The organism is Flagellimonas sp., from assembly GCF_965233845.1.
Classification (GTDB): domain Bacteria; phylum Bacteroidota; class Bacteroidia; order Flavobacteriales; family Flavobacteriaceae; genus Flagellimonas.
Window position 1 is genome coordinate 1,855,744 of the sequence record NZ_OZ247584.1, and the last position, 20,426, is coordinate 1,876,169.

Below are 20,426 nucleotides of genomic sequence, written 5' to 3' on the forward strand. Positions count from 1 at the left end.
GAACCAAATGGGTAATAAAATTGGACTATTGATTTTAGCAGTGATACTCAATGCTTGCTCTGCTACAAAGGAAATTAAGGATAAACCGATTGTTTTTAATGAGGAGCGGATAGCCCTCACCAAAGAATATTTGAAACAGCGGTATAATTTGGAGCAAGACATCCCGGAAATTGTCCCAAAAATGATTGTGCTCCACTGGACGGCCATCCCAACGTTACAGGGCTCTTTTGAGGCATTTGAAAATCCGACCTTGCCCAATTGGCGACCCGATATTAAAGGCGTAAGCGGGTTGAATGTCTCCACGCAGTTTTTGATTGATAGGGATGGAACCATTTACAGGTTGATGGATGAAACCACCATGGCCAGACATGTCATTGGCCTTAACCATTGTGCTATTGGAGTGGAAAATGTAGGGGGCACGGCAGAAACTCCTTTGACCAAGGCACAGTTGAAGTCCAATATTTATTTGGTTGAGTATTTGGCAGGCAAATACAACATCGATTACCTCATCGGTCACTATGAATACACCCATTTTGAAAATCACCCTTTATGGTTGGAAGTAGATGATGGTTATCGTACAGAAAAAACCGACCCCGGGACTGGTTTTATGGAAAAGGTACGTAAGGCCACAAAAAGATTTAATTTTAAACCGATACCCACAAAACAATAATATGCTTAGAATCATTGCTGTTGTCTTTATTTGGTTTCTAGTCGTCAATTGCCAAGCCCAAGAAACTATCACCTCCAAACTTTATGAAACCTACGAAACCTACAAAGAGCCCACGCTTAACAAGAGGCGAATTAAGTATGATCAGTTACAGCCACTGATTCAAAGGTTTGATGCCAATCCAAAATTTGAGGTTCAAAAAGTAGGGGAGTCCATTGAAGGGCGGGATTTGAAGCTAATTAGTATCGGAAGCGGCGATCAAAACATTTTTTTATGGTCCCAAATGCACGGCGATGAGCCCACGGCTACCCAGTCCATTTTTGATATCTTGAATTTTCTGGACGCCCCTGATTTTAAAGATGAAAAACAGGAGATTTTATCGAAATTGAAACTTCACTTTCTGCCCATGCTTAATCCAGATGGAGCAGAGGTGTACCAAAGACGCAATGCGTTAGGAATCGATATCAATAGGGATGCCTTGCGTTTACAATCTCCAGAAGGACGAACCTTAAAACGGATCAGGGATAGCTTGGATGCCAAATTTGGCTTCAACCTACACGATCAAAGTACCTATTATAATGCAGAGCTTACGGACAAGCCTGCTACCATTTCCTATTTGGCAACGGCCTATAATTATGAAAAAGACATCAATGAAGTTCGTTCCAACGCCATGAAAGTCATTGTTTATATGAATAGCATCATCCAAAACTACGCCCCAGGGCAAGTAGGGCGCTATAGTGATGACTTTGAGCCACGGGCATTTGGAGACAATATTGCAAAATGGGGCACCAGCTTAATTTTGATTGAATCTGGAGGTTACCGGAATGATGTGGAAAAACAGGAAATCCGAAAACTAAACTACGTTTCCATTTTGTCGGCCTTGTACACCATAGCCAAAGAAAGCTATTTGGACATCCCCATTGAAGATTACGAAAAGATTCCAAGAAATGACCGTAAACTGTTTGACCTAAAACTGGAAAACGTAACCTACAAGCTCTTGGGCAACGATTATATTTTGGATCTTGGTATTCATCGACGGGAAGTGGATTTGGAGGGACATCAGGACTTCTACTACAAAAGCATCATTGTAGATCAAGGGGATCTCTCTACCTATTATGGGTATGAAACTTTTGATGCATCAGGATATACCATAGTGCCACCCAATGTTTTTCAGGGTGAACCCAAAAATCTTGGGGGCATCTTGGGTACTTTAAAGCAGGGGATTGGATATCTGTCATCCAAAAAAATAAGTTCCAATGAGTTTACAAGCGACCCCATCAACCAAATCCAATTGGGTTTTCAATTACCCGGTTTTAAATTGGCGGTGGGACAAAACCCTACGTTCTTCTTGGAAAAGGAAGGTGTCATCACACATGCCGTAATCAATGGATTTCTACTGGATTTGTCTCAAGATTTGGAACATCAGAATTTTGGGAACGGTTTAATGTATCGCTAGTATCCAAACTGGATATTGGTTTCCGATCCGTATCGCAATAGCAGCACAAGCATAATGAACAGGGTACAAACAATGGAAGCGAACAAGGAGAGCACCATTCCCTGAAATCTTTTGGAAAATGGGCCAATTGCGCTGTTTCTGATTATTTCTTTTACTACATCCATGACATTTTGTTTGAGTTAAACTTCTTCTTAGTTATTGGGATGCAATTAGTTGTTGTCTGTATAATTAGAACAACTGTTGGTCTAAAAACCCTACCGTCAAAAGCGCTTTGCATGCCTAAATTCCTACCTTCAAGCCTTCAATGTTAAAAACTGAATTCAAAATCATGAGAAATTACACTTTGTTATTTGCCCTATTGTTTGCCTGCTTTATTGGAAATTCCCAGCAGCAAACCATTGACCTTTTCAATGGGGAAAACCTGGATGGCTGGATCAATCATGGATCCGAAAAATGGTACGTGGAAAACGGATTGTTGGTATGCGAGAGTGGGCCAAAAGCTGAATACGGGTATTTGAGTACGGAGAAAAACTATAAGAATTTTGAGCTTACCCTTGAGTTCAAGCAAGAAAGTGATGGTAATAGCGGTGTTTTTATTCGCTCTACGTTTGAAGGAACCAAGGTATCAGGTTGGCAGGTAGAAGTAGCTCCCCCCAACAGACACACCGGAGGTATTTATGAATCCTATGGTCGCGGCTGGCTGATCAAGCCGGATGCAGAAAAGGAAAAGGCCTTGAAAATGGGGGAATGGAATACCTTAAAAATAGTTGCCAACGGCCCAAGCGTTACTTCCTGGCTCAACGGAGTTGAAATGGTTCATATTTCCGACAAAAAAATTGGACAAGGCGAAGGAGCGATAGCCCTTCAAATCCATGACGGAGGAGGCATTAAAGTAAAATGGAGAAATATTAAGTTGAAGCCTCTTCAATAAGTGCCTTATTTAGATTGGGGTGGTTTCACTGTGGTTATCTTAAGACTTCGGAATTCAACCGGGCCATGATCTCCCTGGATCATGATTGGCCCGGGTTCCCATTCCCTGCTATCCAAGGCTCCACCGGTGATACCGGGAATGGTTTGGTCACTTATGATAGTCTTGCCATTCGCCACAATGGTCACCCGTCTACCAATTAAGGTGATATCGTAGGTCTGCCATTCATTGGCAGGTTTGGCCGCATTTTCATTGGGCTCCAAAAATCCATAGATTCCGCCAAAATAGATATCGGAGGGCTCCAGTCCAGCGTTGTCGGCAATCTGTACTTCGTATCTACCACGAAGATAGATGCCACTGTTGCTCCCTTCAGGGAAACGGAATTCAGCATGTAACTTAAAATCCAGAAATTTCTCATTGGTAATTAAGTTGGAGCCAGGTTTGGAGTTAGTAAGCAAGCCATCCTTGACCGACCATTCGCCTTTTCTTATGTCACTATTATGCCATCCATAAAGATTCTTACCATTAAACAAATCTCTAGTTTCACCCCAATCTGGATTTTCGTTATAAGGTATTTTTGGAGATTTTACTCCCTCCCAAGAATGCACAGATCCATCAGTATAGGTCATTGTTCCACTTAAAGCGTCTCCATCCAATTTCCCTTCAATCTTCATGTCTTGCCCCTCAGGTTCCCATTGACGGGGAATCACGAATGAAAATCCGTTGTCCTTGGTAACTACTTCTGCTATGGGTCGAGCACTTCCATTGTAGGATACATACCTACCTATCAAAGTAGCCACCCCAGATTTTCTAATCTCCAACCAAGAAGGAACGGTTTTGCCGTTGAACTCCACTTCCAAATCCCATCTTCCTTCCAAGGGGTTTGCTTTTTGGGCGAATGTTAGTGATGAGAGCAGTAGGGCAATACCGAGGACAGCCCATCTTTTAGAGGTAGAAATCATGATATTAAATTTTAGTGATGCGAAAGATACAGATAAATCAGAATCTGTAAGTGCGAAGTCTTTCAAAAAACTATTCACATCCTCCAGTAAACCCAGTGGCGCTGAACTTGGTTTGCACGGCACCTTGAAGCCCGGAATGTGTCAATTGAATCACTAAGTTGTTATCTCCACTTCCATCTCGTTTAGGGGTGCAATATTCAAAAAGATAAAAACTATTGGCTTGTTCCGATACGCGCTGCGAAATCTGGGTAAAGGTAGCTTCCAGTTCTTCCTTGTTTCCTGCAAAAACACTAGCTGTGCGTCCAATATCAGTTAAAACTTCCGTGTCAATTTCGGCTCCAAGGCCAATGGTAAAGAAAGAAATATTCCGATCTGCATCAGTTACAGCCTTCAAGGCGGATTCTTCCGTATAGCGAGACGCCTGATCCGTTCCATCCGTAAATAGGACAACAGACGCAGCTCCAATTACACTTTGCTGATTGTTGGCTTGAATCAATTCCTCCGCTTTGTCGGTAGCTTTTATGACCGCTCCATATAAATCTGTTGAAGGATCGTTGCTGATATCCGCGGTAATGCCCGAAATGGCATTGACCAATTCTGCGGATGAAGAGGTGAGATCGTTGAGCAAATGCAGTTCATCCTCCCCGTCAAACCAATAGATTCCCATTTTAAAAGATTCCGTTTCGGGACTTGGCATTACATTGTTTATAAAACTCGTTGATGCCGTTTTAAGCTCATCAAGACTGTTTTCAAGAACACTGTTGCTCAAATCCAAAATCAACAAGGTGTTGTTGCTGAATACTTGGGAATTAGGAGAAATACGCGCCAAGGACTCCGAAGATGAAATCGTATTGAAACAATCATCGTTCCGCCCTTGTTCATAGATGGTAAACTGGTTGGCTTCCAATCCCGAAATGGGATTTCCAAGCACATCGGATACCCTAAATAATATGGAGACCTTACCCGGTAGGGTGGTAAATTGATCCTGGATGGACAGCAATAGTTCATTGTCTTCAAAACCGAGGCAATTGTCCGGCTCCGCCCCAAGCCCCAATTCTTGATGGTTGATATCAAAACTGACATCGTCATCGGCATTTCCGCAAGATGCGATCAACAAAACAAAAAGGTAAACAGGAAAAATCTTGAAAGGAATTTTCATTTTCAAAAGTTTGAGGTTCTGATTGGTTAACGCACAAATCCCTTGAAAATTATTTTCAAATTGCTCATAACCATTAAAGAAAAGTTAAAAAAAGTGCGCTCCTGTTAAAAAAAAACCAGTCCAGTCAATTTTTGGTAACTTCAACAGAATCTTTCTAATATCAATCAATTCAATTCAACTATGCCAACGTATCAAATCAAAGTAAACGGGGAGTCCAAAACAGTGGATGTGGCCGAGGACACTCCAGTATTGTGGGTGCTCAGGGATCATCTCGATCTAGTGGGCACAAAATATGGTTGTGGAATAGGGCAGTGCGGTGCATGTACAGTTCATGTAGATGGAACCGCAATGCGAAGCTGTTCCCTGACCCTTGCCCAGGTGGATGGAAAGTCCATTACCACCATTGAAGGACTATCCGAAGATGGATCGCATCCCGTACAGCAAGCTTGGAAAGAAGTGGATGTACCGCAATGTGGCTATTGTCAAGCCGGTCAGATTATGACTGCGACCGCGTTTTTGGAAAGCAACCCGAATCCGACGGAGGAGGAAGTGAAAAATGCCATGCACGGAAACATTTGCAGATGTGCTTCTTACACCCGAATCAAGAAAGCAGTTTTGACGGCTGCTGAGAATATGGGCTGATTCCAACACAACGTTTACCATCTCTAAAAACATTAAAATGTCATCAAACTCAACAATAACATTTAGTAGAAGGGCCTTTATGCGTACTTCCTCCTTGGCTGGAGGCGGAATGCTCATTGGCTTTAATCTTTTTCAGGCGTGTAAACCCAAGGCCGAACCGCCTGTGGATCTTTCACTTCTGAACTACAACGACTTTAACGCCTTTATCAAAATTGCGGATAATGGCGCGGTAACCATATATTCTCCGAACCCTGAAATTGGACAAGGTGTAAAGACCTCCATGCCCATGATCATAGCTGAAGAGCTGGATGTGGCCTGGAAGGACGTCTATGTGGAACAGGGCATATTGGATACAGAAAATTACCAGCGACAAGTGGCGGGTGGTAGCCAATCCATTCGTTTTGGTTGGGATGCACTTAGGCAAACCGGGGCAACCGCAAAACAAATGTTGGTCAATGCCGCAGCCGCTCGATGGGGTGTGGATGCCACCGAGTGTACTGTAAGCGAAGGTGTTATTACCAACGCGGCCGGAGAAACTTTGGGATACGGGGATGTGGTCAATGAGGCTGCCGTACTGGAAGTTCCTGAAGAAGTGGCCCTAAAAGACCCTAAGGATTATAAAATCATGGGGAAAAGTGCCACCAATGTGGATATAGATAAGATCACCACCGGCAAACCGCTCTTCGGATTGGACTATAAAGCTGAGGGTATGGTATATGCCGCTTTGGTTAGACCTCCAGCTTTTGGAAAGAAGTTGGTTTCCTATGACGATAGCAAGGCTAAAAGCATGCCTGGAGTGATTGATGTGGTCAAAATTGGTGAAAAAGTGAGAAGTCTGTTGGCCGAAGATCCCAGTTTTGGAAGCAAGATTTCCTCAAGTGATAAAATAGCGGTGATAGCGGAGACAACCTGGCAGGCCTTTAAGGCCAAAGATGCTATTGAAGCGGTTTGGGAGGATGATACTACGGTTGAAAGTACCGAGGATCACGATAAAAAACTTACTGCCCTCCTCGATGGAAACGAGTTCAACACCATGCGTTCCGATGGGGATGTGAAAAAGGCTTTTGCGGAAGCGGATGAGATTCTGGAACGCACCTACGAATCACCTTTCTTACCTCACAACTGTCTGGAACCCATGAATTTCTTTGCAGATGTGACAGATGAAAAAGTGCATTTGGTGGGCCCTATTCAAACCCCAGCTTGGAAGGCTGGTTTAGTTGCCAAAATGTTGGGAAGGGAAGAAAAAGACGTCCTACTGGAAATGACTCGCATGGGTGGAGGATTTGGCAGACGTTTGTTCGGGGATTTCGTTATTGAGGCTGCTGAAGTATCCGATGCCATAAGAAAACCGGTAAAAGTGGTTTTTACCAGAGAGGATGATATGGGAATTGGAGTATATAGACCTGCGATCAAATACCGAATCAAGGCTGGAATCAAAGATGGAAAAATCACAGCCTATCACTTAAAAGAAGCTGCCATCAATGATGGCATGTACGGATTGATTCCAAATTTCTTTCCGGCTGGCGCCATTGAAAATTACCAAGTGGATTCTGCGGCTTATGACAGTAACATTACCACTGGAGCTTGGAGAGCACCTTATACCAATTTCTTGGCATCGGCAGAGCAAAGCTTCTTTGATGAGCTTGCAGAACTAATGGAAGTGGACAAGATACAGATGCGCTTGGATTTGTTGGACAAAGTAGATGCTGAGGCGGATGAACGCATCGAATACTCTCCAGAACGTATGAAAGAGGTGATCAAGGTTGCCGTTGAAAAATCTGGATGGGGTACCAAACCCAGCCATGTTTACCAAGGATTTGTCAATTACTACTGCCATAACTCCCATGTAGCAGAAGTGGCAGATGTGGAAATAGAGAATGGTGAACCCGTGGTCAAGAAAATAACTTGTGTTGTTGACTGTGGAATCGTGGTGAACCCGACCGGAGCGGCCAACCAGGCAGAAGGTGGCGTAATTGATGGGGTAGGGCATTCCATGTATGGTGATTTTACGTTTGATGGTGGTAAGGGGCATGCCCAGAATTTTGATAAATACAGGCTCATCCGAATGCGGGAGGTTCCCGAAGTGGAAACCCATTTCATCAAGAATGAGCTTTCTCCAACAGGTTTGGGTGAACCAACTTTGCCACCAGCTGGTGGGGCTATTGCCAACGCGTTCAAGGCAGCTACGGGCAATAGGCTATATCAACAACCATTCACCAAAAATCCAGAACTTTTAAAAGTACCTGAAAAGGAAGTAATAGGTTGATTTTATGACAATACTGTTGTTCGGGATAACCAAAGACATAGTGGGCAGCTCCACATTGTCCGTTCCCACAGCTAGCGCTACAGGCAGAAAAATTCCAAAAACAGTCAAAGAGCTTAAAGAGTTCCTGGGGGAAACCTATCCGGAACTCAATAAGCTTTCTTCCTTGGCTGTTGCTGTAAACAATGCATACGCGCAAGATGAAACATCCATAGACGCCTATGACGAAATTGCACTTATCCCGCCCGTAAGCGGAGGTTAACTGTGGACAAAGTAGTATCTTGCACTTAGGAAGAGAAGCTGAATTATGCTGATAGACAATCATAACAGACAAATCAATTATTTAAGACTTGCGGTTACGGATCGGTGCAATCTCCGATGCAACTATTGTATGCCGTCAGAAGGAATTGATTTTGCAGAAAACAAGAAGCTCCTCACAATTGATGAGCTCATCCAAGTGAGCGAGGTTCTTGTAGGACAGGGGATAGATAAAATTCGGATTACAGGCGGTGAACCTTTTGTGCGCAAGGATTTGATGCACTTGTTAAGGGCTTTAACCAAAATGTCCGGACTGAATGATATTTCAGTAACAACCAATGCTACGGTAATAGGCCCCCATATTGATGAGTTAAAGGAACTCGGGATTAAAAATATCAACGTAAGCCTGGATTCCATCAACAGAGAAACTTTTGAACGGATTACCCGTAGGAACCAGTTTGATACGGTGCACAACAATTTAATACGTTTGATTACCGAAGGATTCAATGTGAGAATCAATTTTATTGTGTTGGAGGGGCAGAACGAACAAGATGTTATCCCTATACTGGAGGTTATGAAACATCACAAGGTTTCGGTTAGATTTTTGGAAGAAATGCCTTTTAATGGTGGCTCTAAAAACTTTGATGGTATTAAATGGGATCATAAAGCCATTTTGGAACATGTGGCCCATACCTATCCAAATTTTGAGAAGTTGGAATCCCCCAAAACATCTACTTCTGTGAATTACAAAATCCCAGGGCATGCTGGAACTTTTGGAATCATCCCTTCTTTTAGTCGTACATTCTGCGGGAGCTGTAATCGATTGAGGATTACGGCCACGGGTGATGTGATTACTTGCCTCTATGGGAAACCTAAAGCGAATATCAGGGATATTATCCGAGGGGAAGCGGCTAAGGAAGGTATTGAAAATGCCATCCTAAAAGCTGTTGGGTCACGAGCCAAAACAGGATTTGAGGCTCAAAAAGAGCATTCCCAAACCGTATTTGATAATTCCATGACCTCCATCGGCGGTTAATTCAAAAATCCAATTCAATCTATGTTAAAGGAAATTCCACAATTAAATGGTTTGGTGCTTGCCGGAGGCAAGAGTACGCGTATGGGCTCTGATAAAGGCCTTATAAGTTACCATGGTCGTCCACAGCAGGAATATCTATACCATCTTTTGGAACAAGTTTGTGCTGAAGTTTATTTGAGTATGAGGGATGAGCAACAAGCGTCCGTCTCAAATGAGTTTAATGTTATAGTGGATCAAAACGAATATCGTGGACCATTTAATGGAATTTTAAGTGCCCATAAAGCGCATCCCAATGTGGCTTGGATGGTTTTGGCATGCGATCTTCCTCTTTTGGATTTAGAGTCCATAAAAGATTTGGCCGCGAAGCGAAATCCAGACATGTTGGCCACCTCATATGCTACGCATGAAAGTGGTCTTCCAGAACCCTTGGCAACCATTTGGGAGCCTGCCGCGCTTAAAAAATCCATTGCACATTTGGAAAGTACGGATAGCAGCTGTCCTCGGAAATTTTTGATCAATTCAGACATCCAGTTGGTTCATCCCAATCAGGATGAAGTATTGTACAATGCCAATTCGTTATCAGATTACGAATTTGCCAAATCCAAATTGGGATAGCATGGACTTTAGGTACGACAGACAGACCCGGTTAAAAGGTTTTGGCCCTGATGGCCAGGACAAGCTTGCCAAGGCCAAAGTTTTGGTTGTTGGTTTGGGTGGACTGGGGCTACCTGTGGTACAATATCTAAATGCAATGGGAGTGGGAACCCTAGGTCTAATGGATCAAGACGTTGTGGAACTGCATAATCTGCAGCGCCAGGTATTATATACAGAAAAGAATTTGGGACAATCCAAATTAGAGGTGGCCCACGAGAAACTGCAAGCACAGAATTCGCAAACCATTTTCGAGCTTTACGATACGTTTTTGACGAAGAAAAATGCACTTGAGGTTATATCGGAATACGATGTGGTAATAGACGCTACGGATAACTTCCCAACCCGTTACCTTATCAATGATGCCTGTGTTATTTTGAACAAGCCTTTTGTTTATGGGGCTTTACATGGTTTTGAAGGACATGTGAGCGTATTCAATCATCAAGGAGGTCCCACGTACCGCTGCTTATACCCTAATATGCCAACCGCCGAAGAAGTACCTGATTGTAATGACAATGGGGTTTTAGGGGTAATTCCAGGGGTAATAGGAACGCTCCAGGCCTTGGAAGCAGTTAAGCTAGTTGCTGGTATAGGAGAAGTATTGTCAGGAAAATTGCTGATATATGATGGTTTAAGCCAGCAAATGAGCAAATTCAACTTTAAAACAAATCCCGTCCACAAAGAAATCAAAGAGCTCCAAGAGTTTTATGAAACGCCTGATTGTGAAGTAATTACCGAAATCTCAGCGGAGGCCTATCAGCAGTTCCGAGGGCTGAAAACAGAACATGTACTGCTTGATGTTAGAACGGTTGCCGAATTTGAAGCCAACCACTTGTCCAAAGCCATAAATATTCCATTGAACCAACTGGATTCAAAGCACTTTGATTTCATTGATAATGATATAATCTATGTCATTTGTCAGTCTGGAAAACGAAGCGCCCAAGCCGTAAAACAACTACAATCCAATTATCCCAAGATCCATTTTTATTCTGTTTTGGGCGGGATGAACCAAATGATGGCACTAAGCCACAATCCATAATGATTTCACACGACAACGCGTTACAAGAGGTATTGAACCTTTCCTCTAATTTTGGTGCCGAGGAGGTTGGTCTTTCAGATTCCCTAGGAAGAATTTTGGCAGAGCCAATCCATGCAGACAGGGATTTCCCTCCGTTTGATAGGGCAACCAAGGACGGCATTGCCATAAACTTTGCAGGGATTCAATCAGCCGACCAGAACTTTCCTGTTTCCGGAATGGCCCAGGCTGGTAGTCCCCAACAACAACTTTTGGACGCTACACATTGTATTGAGGTGATGACTGGTGCCATGGTTCCTAAAAATGCGGATACCGTAATCATGTACGAACACCTTGAAGAGGAGGATAACGGTTTTTCACTTCGTGAATCGGTCAAAAAAGGACAGAACATTCATTATAAGGCAAGCGATGTAGCCCAAGGTGAGGTATTACTTCCAGAAGGAATCCTGATAAACGAAGCAGAGATAGGTGTTTTGGCTTCCGTTGGAAGGTCCAAAATTAAGGTTAAAAAATTACCCAAAGTTGCCGTGATTTCTACGGGAAATGAGTTGGTCGATGTGGAGGACAAGCCTGAACCGCATCAAATCCGAAAGTCAAACGTGCATACCCTTCAAGCTTTGCTTAAAAGGCTGCAAATTCCGTCAGATTGTTTCCATTTTATTGATAATCCATCCATCCTGAAAGATAAATTGGGCGAAATCTTAAAAAATTATGACGTGATGTTGTTGAGTGGGGGAGTGTCCAAGGGCAAATTTGATTTCTTGCCCCAAACTTTTGATGCTTTGGGAGTGGAAAAAGTATTTCACAAGGTTCGTCAACGCCCAGGTAAACCTTTTTGGTTTGGACAACATAAAAAGTCCAACACGACCATTTTCTCCTTTCCGGGAAACCCTGTTTCCACCTTTGTAAGCTATCATGTGTATTTTAAACCTTGGCTTAACAAAACTTTGGGAATGGCTTCCCCGCAATTTGATGTATTTTTAAAAGAACCAACGGAAAACACCACGGATCTTACCCTTTTTATTGGAGTTAGGGTAGATTGGGTCAACGGAAAACTGATGGCCACAAGAATCTCCACCACAGGTTCTGGAGATTTGATGGCGCTTTCAAAAGCTGACGGATTTATTCGGCTTAAACCCGGCAAGAAGATGGAAGAAGAGCAATTGGTTCCGTTTATTCCAGCAAGAAATAGGGTTTCATGACGCACGAACTAAAGCACATCATACAAGAATTCGAAGAAAAAAGGAAACTGGGAAGAAAATCGGTTTTGGCCACGGTTGTGGCATTGGACGGTTCATCGTACCGCAGACCAGGGGTTAGAATGCTGATTTTTGACAATGGAGATATGGTAGGAGCCGTAAGTGGCGGATGTGTGGAAAAAGAAGTTTTGAGACAGGCGGAATCTGTATTTGCCACCGCCCTTAGCAAAGTAATGGTTTACGATGGAAGATATAGGTTGGGTTGCGAAGGCATTCTTTATATCCTATTGGAAGAATTTAACCCTGACGCTGCGTTCCTTGACCAGTTTTGGGACACCATCAAAACACGCCAAAGCTTTTCCATCAGTTCGTATTTTGAAAAAGAGCCTAGTGAAAATCCAAATTACGGTACGTTGTTTCACTTTCCGAATGGTACAAATCCAATTAATAATTCGGAAGTTTTAAAAAGTAAAGGTCTAGCGCAATTTGAACAGGAGATGCATCCGTGTTTTCAGCTTGTGATTATTGGAGCCGAACATGATGCCGTGCAATTGTGTAAATATGCCACCGCCACAGGCTGGGAGGTTACGGTTGTGGCTAATCCTAGGGAAGAAAAATCAGAAGGGGATTTTCCAGGCATTCAACAATTGATAAGCGTGGAACCAGAACTCTACCAACCCGCTTTGGATAATCAAACGGCAGTGGTCGTTATGACCCACAGCTATGCAAAGGATTTACAGTTCTTGATGGCGCTTAGGGAGCAAAGGGGAATATACATTGGTCTTTTGGGCCCATTCAGAAGAAGGGAAAAACTCTTTGATGAGCTTATGGAGCGTTGTCCAGATGTTTCTGAGGAATTTTTGGAAAGCGTCCATGGCCCGGCAGGAATAGATATTGGTGCAGAAACCCCACAGGAAATTGCCATTTCTGTGGTCTCGGAGATTCTCACAGTGGTAAGGAGAAAGGAACCCGCACTGTTGAAAAACAAAATGGGTCGGATTCACACTTAGCCAATGACCAAACAAATTTCAACGATTATTTTGGCGGCTGGGGCATCCACGCGTATGCAAGGAACTGTTAAACAGCTCTTAGCTTGGGGAAAGACCACCTTGTTGGGGAATGCCATTGAACAGGCCAAGCCAGTTTCTTCACAGGTTTATGTGGTTTTAGGGGCAAACGCCCAGCATATATCAGAATCTATTGAGATAAAGGCAAATGTTGTCCATAACCCTGATTGGAAAACAGGAATGGGAAGCTCCATTGCTTTTGGTATAAAGGAGGTAATGAGATCTGATGAAATTCCACAGGGAGTTTTGATTATGCTTGCGGACCAACCATTGATAGATTCTTCTTTTTTGACTGAGCTAAAAACAAATTTTTTTGATGGTACTGGTAAAATTGTTGCTACGGAATATGAAAATAGACCTGGGGTTCCTGCAATTTTTCATCATTCCCTGTATGAAGAGTTGTCTGGATTAGATCAAAAATTTGGAGCTAGGAAGATGATTGCCAAATATAAAAATGACTGTGTCTCCATTCCGTCTATGGATAAATCCCTTGATGTTGACACAATTGAAGATTATGCTTATATAATTGAAAAACAAAAGATTAATAATGAAAATATATAGTTTTGCTTTAATCTTTTTTGTCTTATTCGGAACTGTTGCAGGTCAAGAAATGGGTTTTGAGGAGTACAACCCAAAATCAACCTTGGTTGTACCGGAGAATCCTGTGAAGAGGGCAAAATTCACTTTTATTGATGTGCATAGCCATCAATTTAATATGGAATCCCAGGATTTGTCCGAGTTGATCAGCGATATGGATCAGATGAACATGGGGGTGATGGTCAACCTGAGTGGGGGCTAAGGTGCTGGACTAAGGGCGAAGCTTAAAAATGTGAATGAAAATTATCCCAACCGATTTGTTGTTTTTGCAAACGTAGACTTTAGTGGCGTAGGTACGGCTAACTGGGGCGAATTGGCGGCAGCCCAATTGGAATTGGACGTTAAAAGTGGTGCCAAAGGCCTTAAAATCTATAAAAGTCTAGGATTGAGATACAAGGATAACGAGGGCAATCGGGTGGCCATAGATGACCCAAGATTAGATCCCGTCTGGGAAAAGTGTGCCGAATTGGGCATCCCTGTTTTGATTCATGCGGCAGACCCAAAATCTTTTTGGGACCCTATGGATAGCAGTAACGAGAGGTGGTTGGAACTGAAAACACGGCCGAGAAGAAAGCGTTCCGCAACCAATCCCGCACCTTGGCAACAAATTATTGATGAGCAGCATAGGATGTTTAAAAAACACCCCAAAACACAATTCATCAATGCGCACATGGGATGGTATGCCAATAATTTGGGAAGGTTAGGGGAGTTGTTGGATGAAATGCCCAATATGTACGTGGGTATTGGTGCTATCATAGCCGAACTAGGACGTCAACCCAGGCAAGCAAAACGGTTTTTTATTAAATACCAGGACAGAATCTTATTTGGAAAGGATAGCTGGAAACCGGAGGAGTTCTCCACATACTTTAGAGTTTTGGAAACGGCGGATGAGTACTTTCCCTACTATAAAAAATACCATGCATTCTGGGCTATGTATGGCTTGGACTTACCAGACGAAGTCTTAAAAAAGGTGTACTATAAAAATGCGTTGAAGTTGATTCCCGGGGTGGATACTTCCTTGTTCAAGGATTAAATCTACTTGGATTTCTGGGTTTGCTCGCTTTCCAATTCTTGTTTTCCCAAATCCTGGAAAATGCCACAAGAAATCTGCTTTTTGATCAATGAATTGGCCGTCTTACGTTTGACCAGGGATTCAATTTCCTTATTTAAGAATTGCATAGGTGAGACTTTTTATGGATTAACGCTGTCTCATTGCTTTTAGTATTTAAAAGTCACGCAGTCAACTGTTTCTCCACATATTCCAGCACCACCATCCAATTCATTTTAAGAATCAAAGCTGCTGTTGGGACGTTATTTTCTGCAATTGCATGAATTATTGCTTCATTTTGATTGTCCACATTTTCATAAAAACTGGCATCATTACCATATCCTTGCTCGTAAAATAGCAAGCGCGTTTTCAAATCCTCAAGAATTTGAAGTAATACGGTGTTCGCGCAGTTTCTAACCAAAATATGATGGAAATCAAACCTGGCCTCCAACCTTTTGAACGGGGTATGGGACTGCTGTAGCCTGATTTGCTGCCTTCTCAATGCCTCAATATCCGAATCGGTATATTGTGACCCCTCCACAGCCATGATTTCCAATTGTGCAACTGTCTCATAAATATTCTTTGCCTCCTTCTTACTGAGTTGGGTCACTACAAAACCTCTGTTGGGAACAGCACAAATAACCCTGGACTGCTCCAGCTGGCTTAGTGCTTCACGAATCGGAGTTACGCTCACTCCTAGTTGACGCGATAATAAGGCAAGATTGATGGTTCTACCAACTTGGAGTTTTCCTTTTTGGATTTGATTGAGCAAATGGGATTTTACCTGGTTTCTAAGTATCAAAGTTTGCATATCGCTAAATATACAGAATCGTATACGATTCATACATAAACATCGGTCAACAGCTTTAAAAATGCTACATTCGGTAAAGATGAAAACGATTGGTCATGAAAAATGCAATCAAACACCAGCTCTTTTTAATGCTGTTTGGAGCGATGCTTCTGATGGCCTGCAGTAGTAGTAAATCGGATGATTACGAACCTCCCAGGGATGAGGAGGAAGCAAGGACACAGATGGTCGCGGACGGTTTGAGCGCGGTTCAAAATTCTAGTGGGGTCAAAAACTGATTCAGTAACTACCACACCCACATTTCAATGTCTCTCTCCTCGGAACTGTAGTTGTCTTGAATGAAGAATCACACCACGGGGTTCAGAAAATGGGATTAATTCCCTAATTTTCTGAACCTTTTTGTTTTTCGATACAATTCCCTGTCCAATGAAACTACGATTTTTCCCATTTGCGCTTCTTTGCTTGCTTATCATTTCCTGTAAGCAGCGAGATACCGTTAAACCCGAAAGTTTGTATGAAACAGAACTGTTCAAGGATGTTCAGCTTTCCGGATTGTTCAAGGACTCCAAAACCTTTGTGGATCTTGTCCCGCAAAAGCACTTTTTAGAACTGGAAACGGAGTACCTTACCGCTAAACAGGAGGAGGGCTTTAATCTGTCGGCTTTTATTGAAGATCACTTTGAGGACCAATCCATGAAAGCTTTGGAATTTGAAACAGACACCACCAAAACCATGTATGAACACATTGCATTGATGTGGGATAAACTGACGCGAGGACCGGATGCTGTTGTGCCCCATAGTTCACGGATATCACTACCCTATAAGTATGTTGTACCGGGAGGGAGATTTCAGGAAATCTACTATTGGGACAGTTATTTTACGTTGGAAGGGCTTTTAGTGGCTGGCAGGGATGATTTGGCCACCAATATGGTGGACAACTTTAGTTTTTTGATTGATTCCATTGGTTTTATACCAAACGGTACGCGCAATTATTATAGAACAAGGTCCCAGCCTCCATTCTATGCGCTAATGGTGGGGGCTATTGCTCGAAAAGATCAGGAGTTAACAGTGAAATACTTGCCACAGCTAATCAAAGAATATGACTTTTGGATGCATGGATCGGCTGATGGTATAAGTGATGGCCCTATAGAACATGTGGTTCCCATGGGGCAATCCAATATTTTGAATCGCTACTGGGATAGGGGCACAAGCCCTAGGCCGGAAGCCTACAAGGAGGACCTGCATTTGGCCAGCGAACTGCCAACTGATTCATCCAAACAAGCCTTATACAAGAACTTAAGATCGGCGGCGGCTTCTGGATGGGACTTTAGTTCCCGATGGTACGGTGAAAAAGGGAAATTTGAAACAACCGAAACCACCGCCATCTTACCCATTGACCTGAATTGCCTTTTGTACTATTTGGAGCAACTTATTGCAACCGGAGCAAATCTGGCTGGCAAGCCCGAACTTGCAGAAAAATACACTCAGCTAGCCAAAAAAAGAAGCGCATTGATTCAAGAATATCTATGGAATCCGGAAGAAGGATTCTATCTGGACTATAATTTTGAAAAGGAACGTAGTACACCCAACCCTACTTTGGCGGCCATGTTTCCGCTTTATTTTGAAATAGCCACCCAAGAACAGGCTTACTTGGTAAAGGAAGTTATCGTGACCCAATTTTTGAAGGACGGTGGTTTGCTAACTACCTTGGAGCATTCGGGACAACAATGGGACGCCCCTAACGGCTGGGCACCGCTTCAGTGGATTGCGGTTAAAGGCCTTTTAAATTATGGTTTTAAAGAAGAAGCTATCGAAATCATGCATAGATGGTTGGCCCTCAATGAAAAGGTGTATAAGAATACCGGTAAAATGATGGAGAAGTATAATGTGGAGGATTTAAGTCTGTTGTCAGGGGGTGGGGAGTATGAGACTCAAGATGGCTTTGGCTGGACCAATGGGGTGGCGCTTGGCTTCAAACAACTATTGACCGAGTTGGAGGAGTAAACCATTTGACGTAAGTTTCTTTTTCCAGACTGGACTATTCAGTGTAACATTCAATCAAAAACATGTCCAAATCCCTTTTGTTCATTCCTGATATTTCTGGATATACCAAGTTCATTCAAACAACGGAAATAGAACATAGCCAACATGTAATATCAGAATTATTGGAAGTGCTGGTGAATGCCAATACCCAAGATTTAAAACTGGCGGAAATTGAGGGGGATGCCCTTTTCTTTTATAAGGAGAATGAAGTGCCTTCCCAAGAAAATCTGCTGGCTCAAATCGAATCTATGTTCACGGCTTTTTATAGCCACCTAAAGATGTTGGAGAAAAATAGGGTTTGCCCTTGCAATGCTTGCGCCACAGCTCCCAACCTACAGCTTAAAATCATTGCCCACAGTGGACATCTACAGCATATTGAAGTGCAGGGCACCCGAAAACCCTTTGGTGAACAAGTGATAGAAGCCCATAGATTACTGAAGAATTCCGTGGACAGTGATAACTACACCTTGATAAGCCGAAAATTGGCACTGGACATTATGCTATCCCCATATTATTCCAGCAAGATGTTCAGGTTTAGGCAAGGCTCGGACATCTATGATGAGAAAGAAGTGGAATACATCTATTCCTTGATCGATCCCAAGGAGTTAAAACTCCGAAGTTTTGTACAACCCAAAATGCTAAGATTTGATGAACCTCCCCAAGTTATAGTGGAACAGGATTTCCCGGTGCCGGCAGAAGAGGTCATGGAAAACATTACGAATTATGCGCTTAGACACAATTGGCAACAAGGAGTGGATAAATTGGAATACAATGAACATGAGGTTACCAGACTGGGGAGTGAACATACCTGTGTGATCAATGGTAAACATCTGGATTTTATAACCATTTCCAAGGAGACCGATCCCGGAAATCTGATTTATGGCGAATTGACCCATAACCATCCTTTATTTGATGACTTTTATCAATTCTATATTTTTTCACCAAAACCAGACGGATCCAGCCACTTAAAAGTTGAATTCTATTGGGAATCAAAGTCCTTGATAAAAAGAACTTTAGGATTCTTTCTAGGCAAAAAAGCTGTTGAAAAAAGTGCTAGGGGAGCAATTAACAATCTATTTCTGTTTATGAAGACGAAGGATTGACCACTTTGTCTTAACTTGGTACAAAACGAACATTTTGAAAACAACTTCAGGCTATTCAGGAACCCCTTTGGCCAAGAAATTGGGGATAAAGGAAGGATTCAGTATCCTGTTGGTCAATGAACCTGAGCACTATCTGAATTTGTTTTCTGATCTACCTTCTGGAATTTCGTTTAAAGAACAAGCTTCTTCAGAATCTGTTGATTTCATTCATATATTCTGTACTACCAGATCAGAGCTTGAAGAAGCTGTTAAAATCTACAAACCTGCCTTAAAGAAAACTGGCTTGTTATGGGTAAGTTGGCCCAAAGGAAGTTCTAAAATTGTAACAGATCTAAAACGAGACCCGATAAGGGAACATCTATTGGCTATAGGTTTGGTGGACACCAAAGTAGCCGCTGTGGACGAGGATTGGAGCGGCCTAAAATTTGTTTATCGGATAAAGGATAGATAAACTCTTTTTTTCACATTTTTTTTAGATTTAAGGCTGATGTATTTACTTATCTTTCAGCGACTAATTCAATCTAATTTTTTAAAATGAAACACCGCTTGAGAATTTATTCAGCAATCCTATCTCTTTTTGTTTTTTCCCTTCACTTAACCGCCCAAAAACCAGATTCAACAACCTTTAAAGGACTCGAGTTTAGAAGTCTGGGGCCAGCCCTTACTTCTGGTCGAATTGCAGACATTGCCATCCATCCAAAAAATGAAAGTGTTTGGTATGTGGCCGTTGGTTCCGGTGGAGTCTGGAAAACCATCAATAATGGAACTACCTGGAAACCAATTTTTGACAAACAGGCCAGCTATTCCATTGGCTGTGTTACCATTGATCCGAATAACCCAAGTACCATTTGGGTAGGTACAGGAGAAAATGTTGGGGGTAGACACGTTGGTTTTGGAGATGGTATTTATGTGAGTCATGACGAAGGAAAGACATGGAAAAACATGGGGCTGAAATCTTCCGAGCACCTTTCAAAAATCATTGTCCATCCAGAAAACTCGAACGTTATTATGGTTGCATCCCAGGGGCCACTTTGGAGTAAAGGCGGACAACGGGGATTCTATAAGTCCACGGATGGCGGAAAGACCTGGCGCAAAACATTGGGGAACAATGAATGGACCGGTGTTACGGATATTGCCATGGACCCTACCAATCCGGATGTAATCTATGCGGCCACTTGGGACAGACACAGAACGGTTGCTGCGCTTATGGGCGGTGGACCTGGTTCCGGGCTTCATAAAAGTACGGATGGGGGTGAGACCTGGACCAAATTGAGCAACGGACTTCCCAAATCCAATATGGGTAAAATTGGTCTTGCGCTATCACCCTTCAATAATGAAACCCTATATGCCGCCATTGAGTTGGATAGAAGAAAAGGTGGCGTTTACATTTCCAAAAATGGGGGAGCTTCTTGGACAAAGCAATCGGATGCGGTATCTGGAGCCACAGGGCCGCACTACTACCAAGAATTGTATGCGTCACCCCATCATTAGGGGAAGTTGTTT

General features: G+C 42.7%; 24 protein-coding genes. 19 read left to right on the top strand and 5 right to left on the bottom strand.

Features of this window, described 5'->3' with window-relative positions:
* Nucleotides 1–7: 7 nt before the first annotated feature.
* Nucleotides 8–670, top strand: coding sequence for a peptidoglycan recognition family protein (locus ACO6S0_RS08095; protein WP_422351477.1), 663 nt, complete (start codon nt 8–10; stop codon nt 668–670).
* A gap of 1 nt (nt 671) precedes the next feature.
* Nucleotides 672–2,123 (top strand): M14 family zinc carboxypeptidase, encoded by a 1,452-nt coding sequence (locus ACO6S0_RS08100; RefSeq protein WP_422351478.1) that lies wholly within the window; start codon nt 672–674, stop codon nt 2,121–2,123.
* Here the strand turns inward: ACO6S0_RS08100 and ACO6S0_RS08105 are convergent.
* Nucleotides 2,120–2,287 (bottom strand): hypothetical protein, encoded by a 168-nt coding sequence (locus tag ACO6S0_RS08105; protein ID WP_161991901.1) that lies wholly within the window; start codon nt 2,285–2,287, stop codon nt 2,120–2,122. The two genes, ACO6S0_RS08100 and ACO6S0_RS08105, sit on opposite strands and share 4 nt — an antisense overlap.
* Before the next feature lie 164 nt (nt 2,288–2,451).
* Here ACO6S0_RS08105 and ACO6S0_RS08110 point away from each other — a divergent pair, with 164 nt between their 5' ends.
* Nucleotides 2,452–3,054, top strand: a complete 603-nt coding sequence (locus tag ACO6S0_RS08110; protein ID WP_422351479.1) for a 3-keto-disaccharide hydrolase — start codon at nt 2,452–2,454, stop codon at nt 3,052–3,054.
* A 5-nt stretch (nt 3,055–3,059) separates the two neighbouring features.
* On the opposite strand, the gene ACO6S0_RS08115 is transcribed toward ACO6S0_RS08110, so the two are convergent.
* Together ACO6S0_RS08115 and ACO6S0_RS08120 are read right to left on the bottom strand one after the other, a co-directional pair.
* Nucleotides 3,060–4,013: a 3-keto-disaccharide hydrolase gene (locus ACO6S0_RS08115; protein ID WP_422351480.1), complete on the bottom strand. Its 954-nt coding sequence runs from the start codon at nt 4,011–4,013 to the stop codon at nt 3,060–3,062.
* A 70-nt stretch (nt 4,014–4,083) separates the two neighbouring features.
* Nucleotides 4,084–5,172, bottom strand: coding sequence for a vWA domain-containing protein (locus tag ACO6S0_RS08120; protein WP_422351481.1), 1,089 nt, complete (start codon nt 5,170–5,172; stop codon nt 4,084–4,086).
* A 180-nt stretch (nt 5,173–5,352) separates the two neighbouring features.
* Between ACO6S0_RS08120 and ACO6S0_RS08125 the strand changes: the two genes are divergently transcribed.
* From ACO6S0_RS08125 to ACO6S0_RS08175, 11 genes are read left to right on the top strand one after another with little or no spacing between them, the layout of a single operon-like run.
* The gene (locus tag ACO6S0_RS08125; protein WP_422351482.1) at nt 5,353–5,814 is read left to right on the top strand and encodes a (2Fe-2S)-binding protein; all 462 of its coding nucleotides are present in this window, start codon (nt 5,353–5,355) and stop codon (nt 5,812–5,814) included.
* Nucleotides 5,815–5,851: 37 nt separating this feature from the next.
* Entirely contained in the window at nt 5,852–8,080 is a 2,229-nt protein-coding gene (locus ACO6S0_RS08130) for a molybdopterin cofactor-binding domain-containing protein (RefSeq protein ID WP_422351483.1), read from the top strand.
* A 4-nt stretch (nt 8,081–8,084) separates the two neighbouring features.
* Nucleotides 8,085–8,339 carry a MoaD/ThiS family protein gene (locus ACO6S0_RS08135; RefSeq protein ID WP_138832906.1) on the top strand — a complete coding sequence of 85 codons (255 nt, stop codon included), beginning with the start codon at nt 8,085–8,087 and terminating at the stop codon, nt 8,337–8,339.
* Between the two features lie 45 nt (nt 8,340–8,384).
* The gene (moaA, locus tag ACO6S0_RS08140; protein WP_422351484.1) at nt 8,385–9,371 is read left to right on the top strand and encodes a GTP 3',8-cyclase MoaA; all 987 of its coding nucleotides are present in this window, start codon (nt 8,385–8,387) and stop codon (nt 9,369–9,371) included.
* A gap of 21 nt (nt 9,372–9,392) precedes the next feature.
* Nucleotides 9,393–9,986: an NTP transferase domain-containing protein gene (locus tag ACO6S0_RS08145; RefSeq protein WP_422351485.1), complete on the top strand. Its 594-nt coding sequence runs from the start codon at nt 9,393–9,395 to the stop codon at nt 9,984–9,986.
* 1 nt (nt 9,987) lies between these two features.
* On the top strand, nt 9,988–11,061 hold the full coding sequence (locus ACO6S0_RS08150; protein ID WP_422351486.1) for a ThiF family adenylyltransferase: 1,074 nt from the start codon (nt 9,988–9,990) through the stop codon (nt 11,059–11,061).
* Entirely contained in the window at nt 11,061–12,260 is a 1,200-nt protein-coding gene (locus ACO6S0_RS08155) for a molybdopterin molybdotransferase MoeA (protein ID WP_422351487.1), read from the top strand. The genes ACO6S0_RS08150 and ACO6S0_RS08155 overlap by 1 nt, the downstream gene beginning before the upstream one ends.
* Nucleotides 12,257–13,267, top strand: coding sequence for an XdhC family protein (locus ACO6S0_RS08160; RefSeq protein ID WP_422351488.1), 1,011 nt, complete (start codon nt 12,257–12,259; stop codon nt 13,265–13,267). Before ACO6S0_RS08155 ends, ACO6S0_RS08160 begins: the two co-directional genes overlap by 4 nt.
* A gap of 3 nt (nt 13,268–13,270) precedes the next feature.
* Nucleotides 13,271–13,885: a nucleotidyltransferase family protein gene (locus tag ACO6S0_RS08165; protein ID WP_422351489.1), complete on the top strand. Its 615-nt coding sequence runs from the start codon at nt 13,271–13,273 to the stop codon at nt 13,883–13,885.
* Nucleotides 13,872–14,123: a hypothetical protein gene (locus ACO6S0_RS08170; protein WP_422351490.1), complete on the top strand. Its 252-nt coding sequence runs from the start codon at nt 13,872–13,874 to the stop codon at nt 14,121–14,123. Before ACO6S0_RS08165 ends, ACO6S0_RS08170 begins: the two co-directional genes overlap by 14 nt.
* A gap of 30 nt (nt 14,124–14,153) precedes the next feature.
* Nucleotides 14,154–14,954: an amidohydrolase family protein gene (locus ACO6S0_RS08175; protein WP_422351491.1), complete on the top strand. Its 801-nt coding sequence runs from the start codon at nt 14,154–14,156 to the stop codon at nt 14,952–14,954.
* A 2-nt stretch (nt 14,955–14,956) separates the two neighbouring features.
* Here the strand turns inward: ACO6S0_RS08175 and ACO6S0_RS08180 are convergent, their stop codons facing one another.
* Nucleotides 14,957–15,100, bottom strand: coding sequence for a hypothetical protein (locus tag ACO6S0_RS08180; protein ID WP_420399597.1), 144 nt, complete (start codon nt 15,098–15,100; stop codon nt 14,957–14,959).
* 53 nt (nt 15,101–15,153) lie between these two features.
* Nucleotides 15,154–15,780 (bottom strand): GntR family transcriptional regulator, encoded by a 627-nt coding sequence (locus tag ACO6S0_RS08185; protein WP_422351492.1) that lies wholly within the window; start codon nt 15,778–15,780, stop codon nt 15,154–15,156.
* A gap of 95 nt (nt 15,781–15,875) precedes the next feature.
* On the opposite strand from ACO6S0_RS08185, the gene ACO6S0_RS08190 reads away from it, so the two are divergent.
* The 5 genes from ACO6S0_RS08190 to ACO6S0_RS08210 all read left to right on the top strand — a co-directional run bounded on the left by ACO6S0_RS08190 (nt 15,876) and on the right by ACO6S0_RS08210 (nt 20,414).
* Entirely contained in the window at nt 15,876–16,055 is a 180-nt protein-coding gene (locus ACO6S0_RS08190; RefSeq protein WP_422351493.1) for a hypothetical protein, read from the top strand.
* 148 nt (nt 16,056–16,203) lie between these two features.
* On the top strand, nt 16,204–17,781 hold the full coding sequence (gene treF / locus ACO6S0_RS08195; protein WP_422351494.1) for an alpha,alpha-trehalase TreF: 1,578 nt from the start codon (nt 16,204–16,206) through the stop codon (nt 17,779–17,781).
* Between the two features lie 62 nt (nt 17,782–17,843).
* A complete protein-coding gene (locus ACO6S0_RS08200) occupies nt 17,844–18,923 on the top strand; it encodes a DUF2652 domain-containing protein (protein WP_422351495.1) in 1,080 nt (359 codons plus the stop codon).
* Between the two features lie 34 nt (nt 18,924–18,957).
* Nucleotides 18,958–19,374 carry a DUF3052 domain-containing protein gene (locus tag ACO6S0_RS08205; protein ID WP_422351496.1) on the top strand — a complete coding sequence of 139 codons (417 nt, stop codon included), beginning with the start codon at nt 18,958–18,960 and terminating at the stop codon, nt 19,372–19,374.
* Nucleotides 19,375–19,457: 83 nt separating this feature from the next.
* Nucleotides 19,458–20,414, top strand: coding sequence for a WD40/YVTN/BNR-like repeat-containing protein (locus ACO6S0_RS08210; RefSeq protein ID WP_422351497.1), 957 nt, complete (start codon nt 19,458–19,460; stop codon nt 20,412–20,414).
* Nucleotides 20,415–20,426 lie beyond the last annotated feature (12 nt).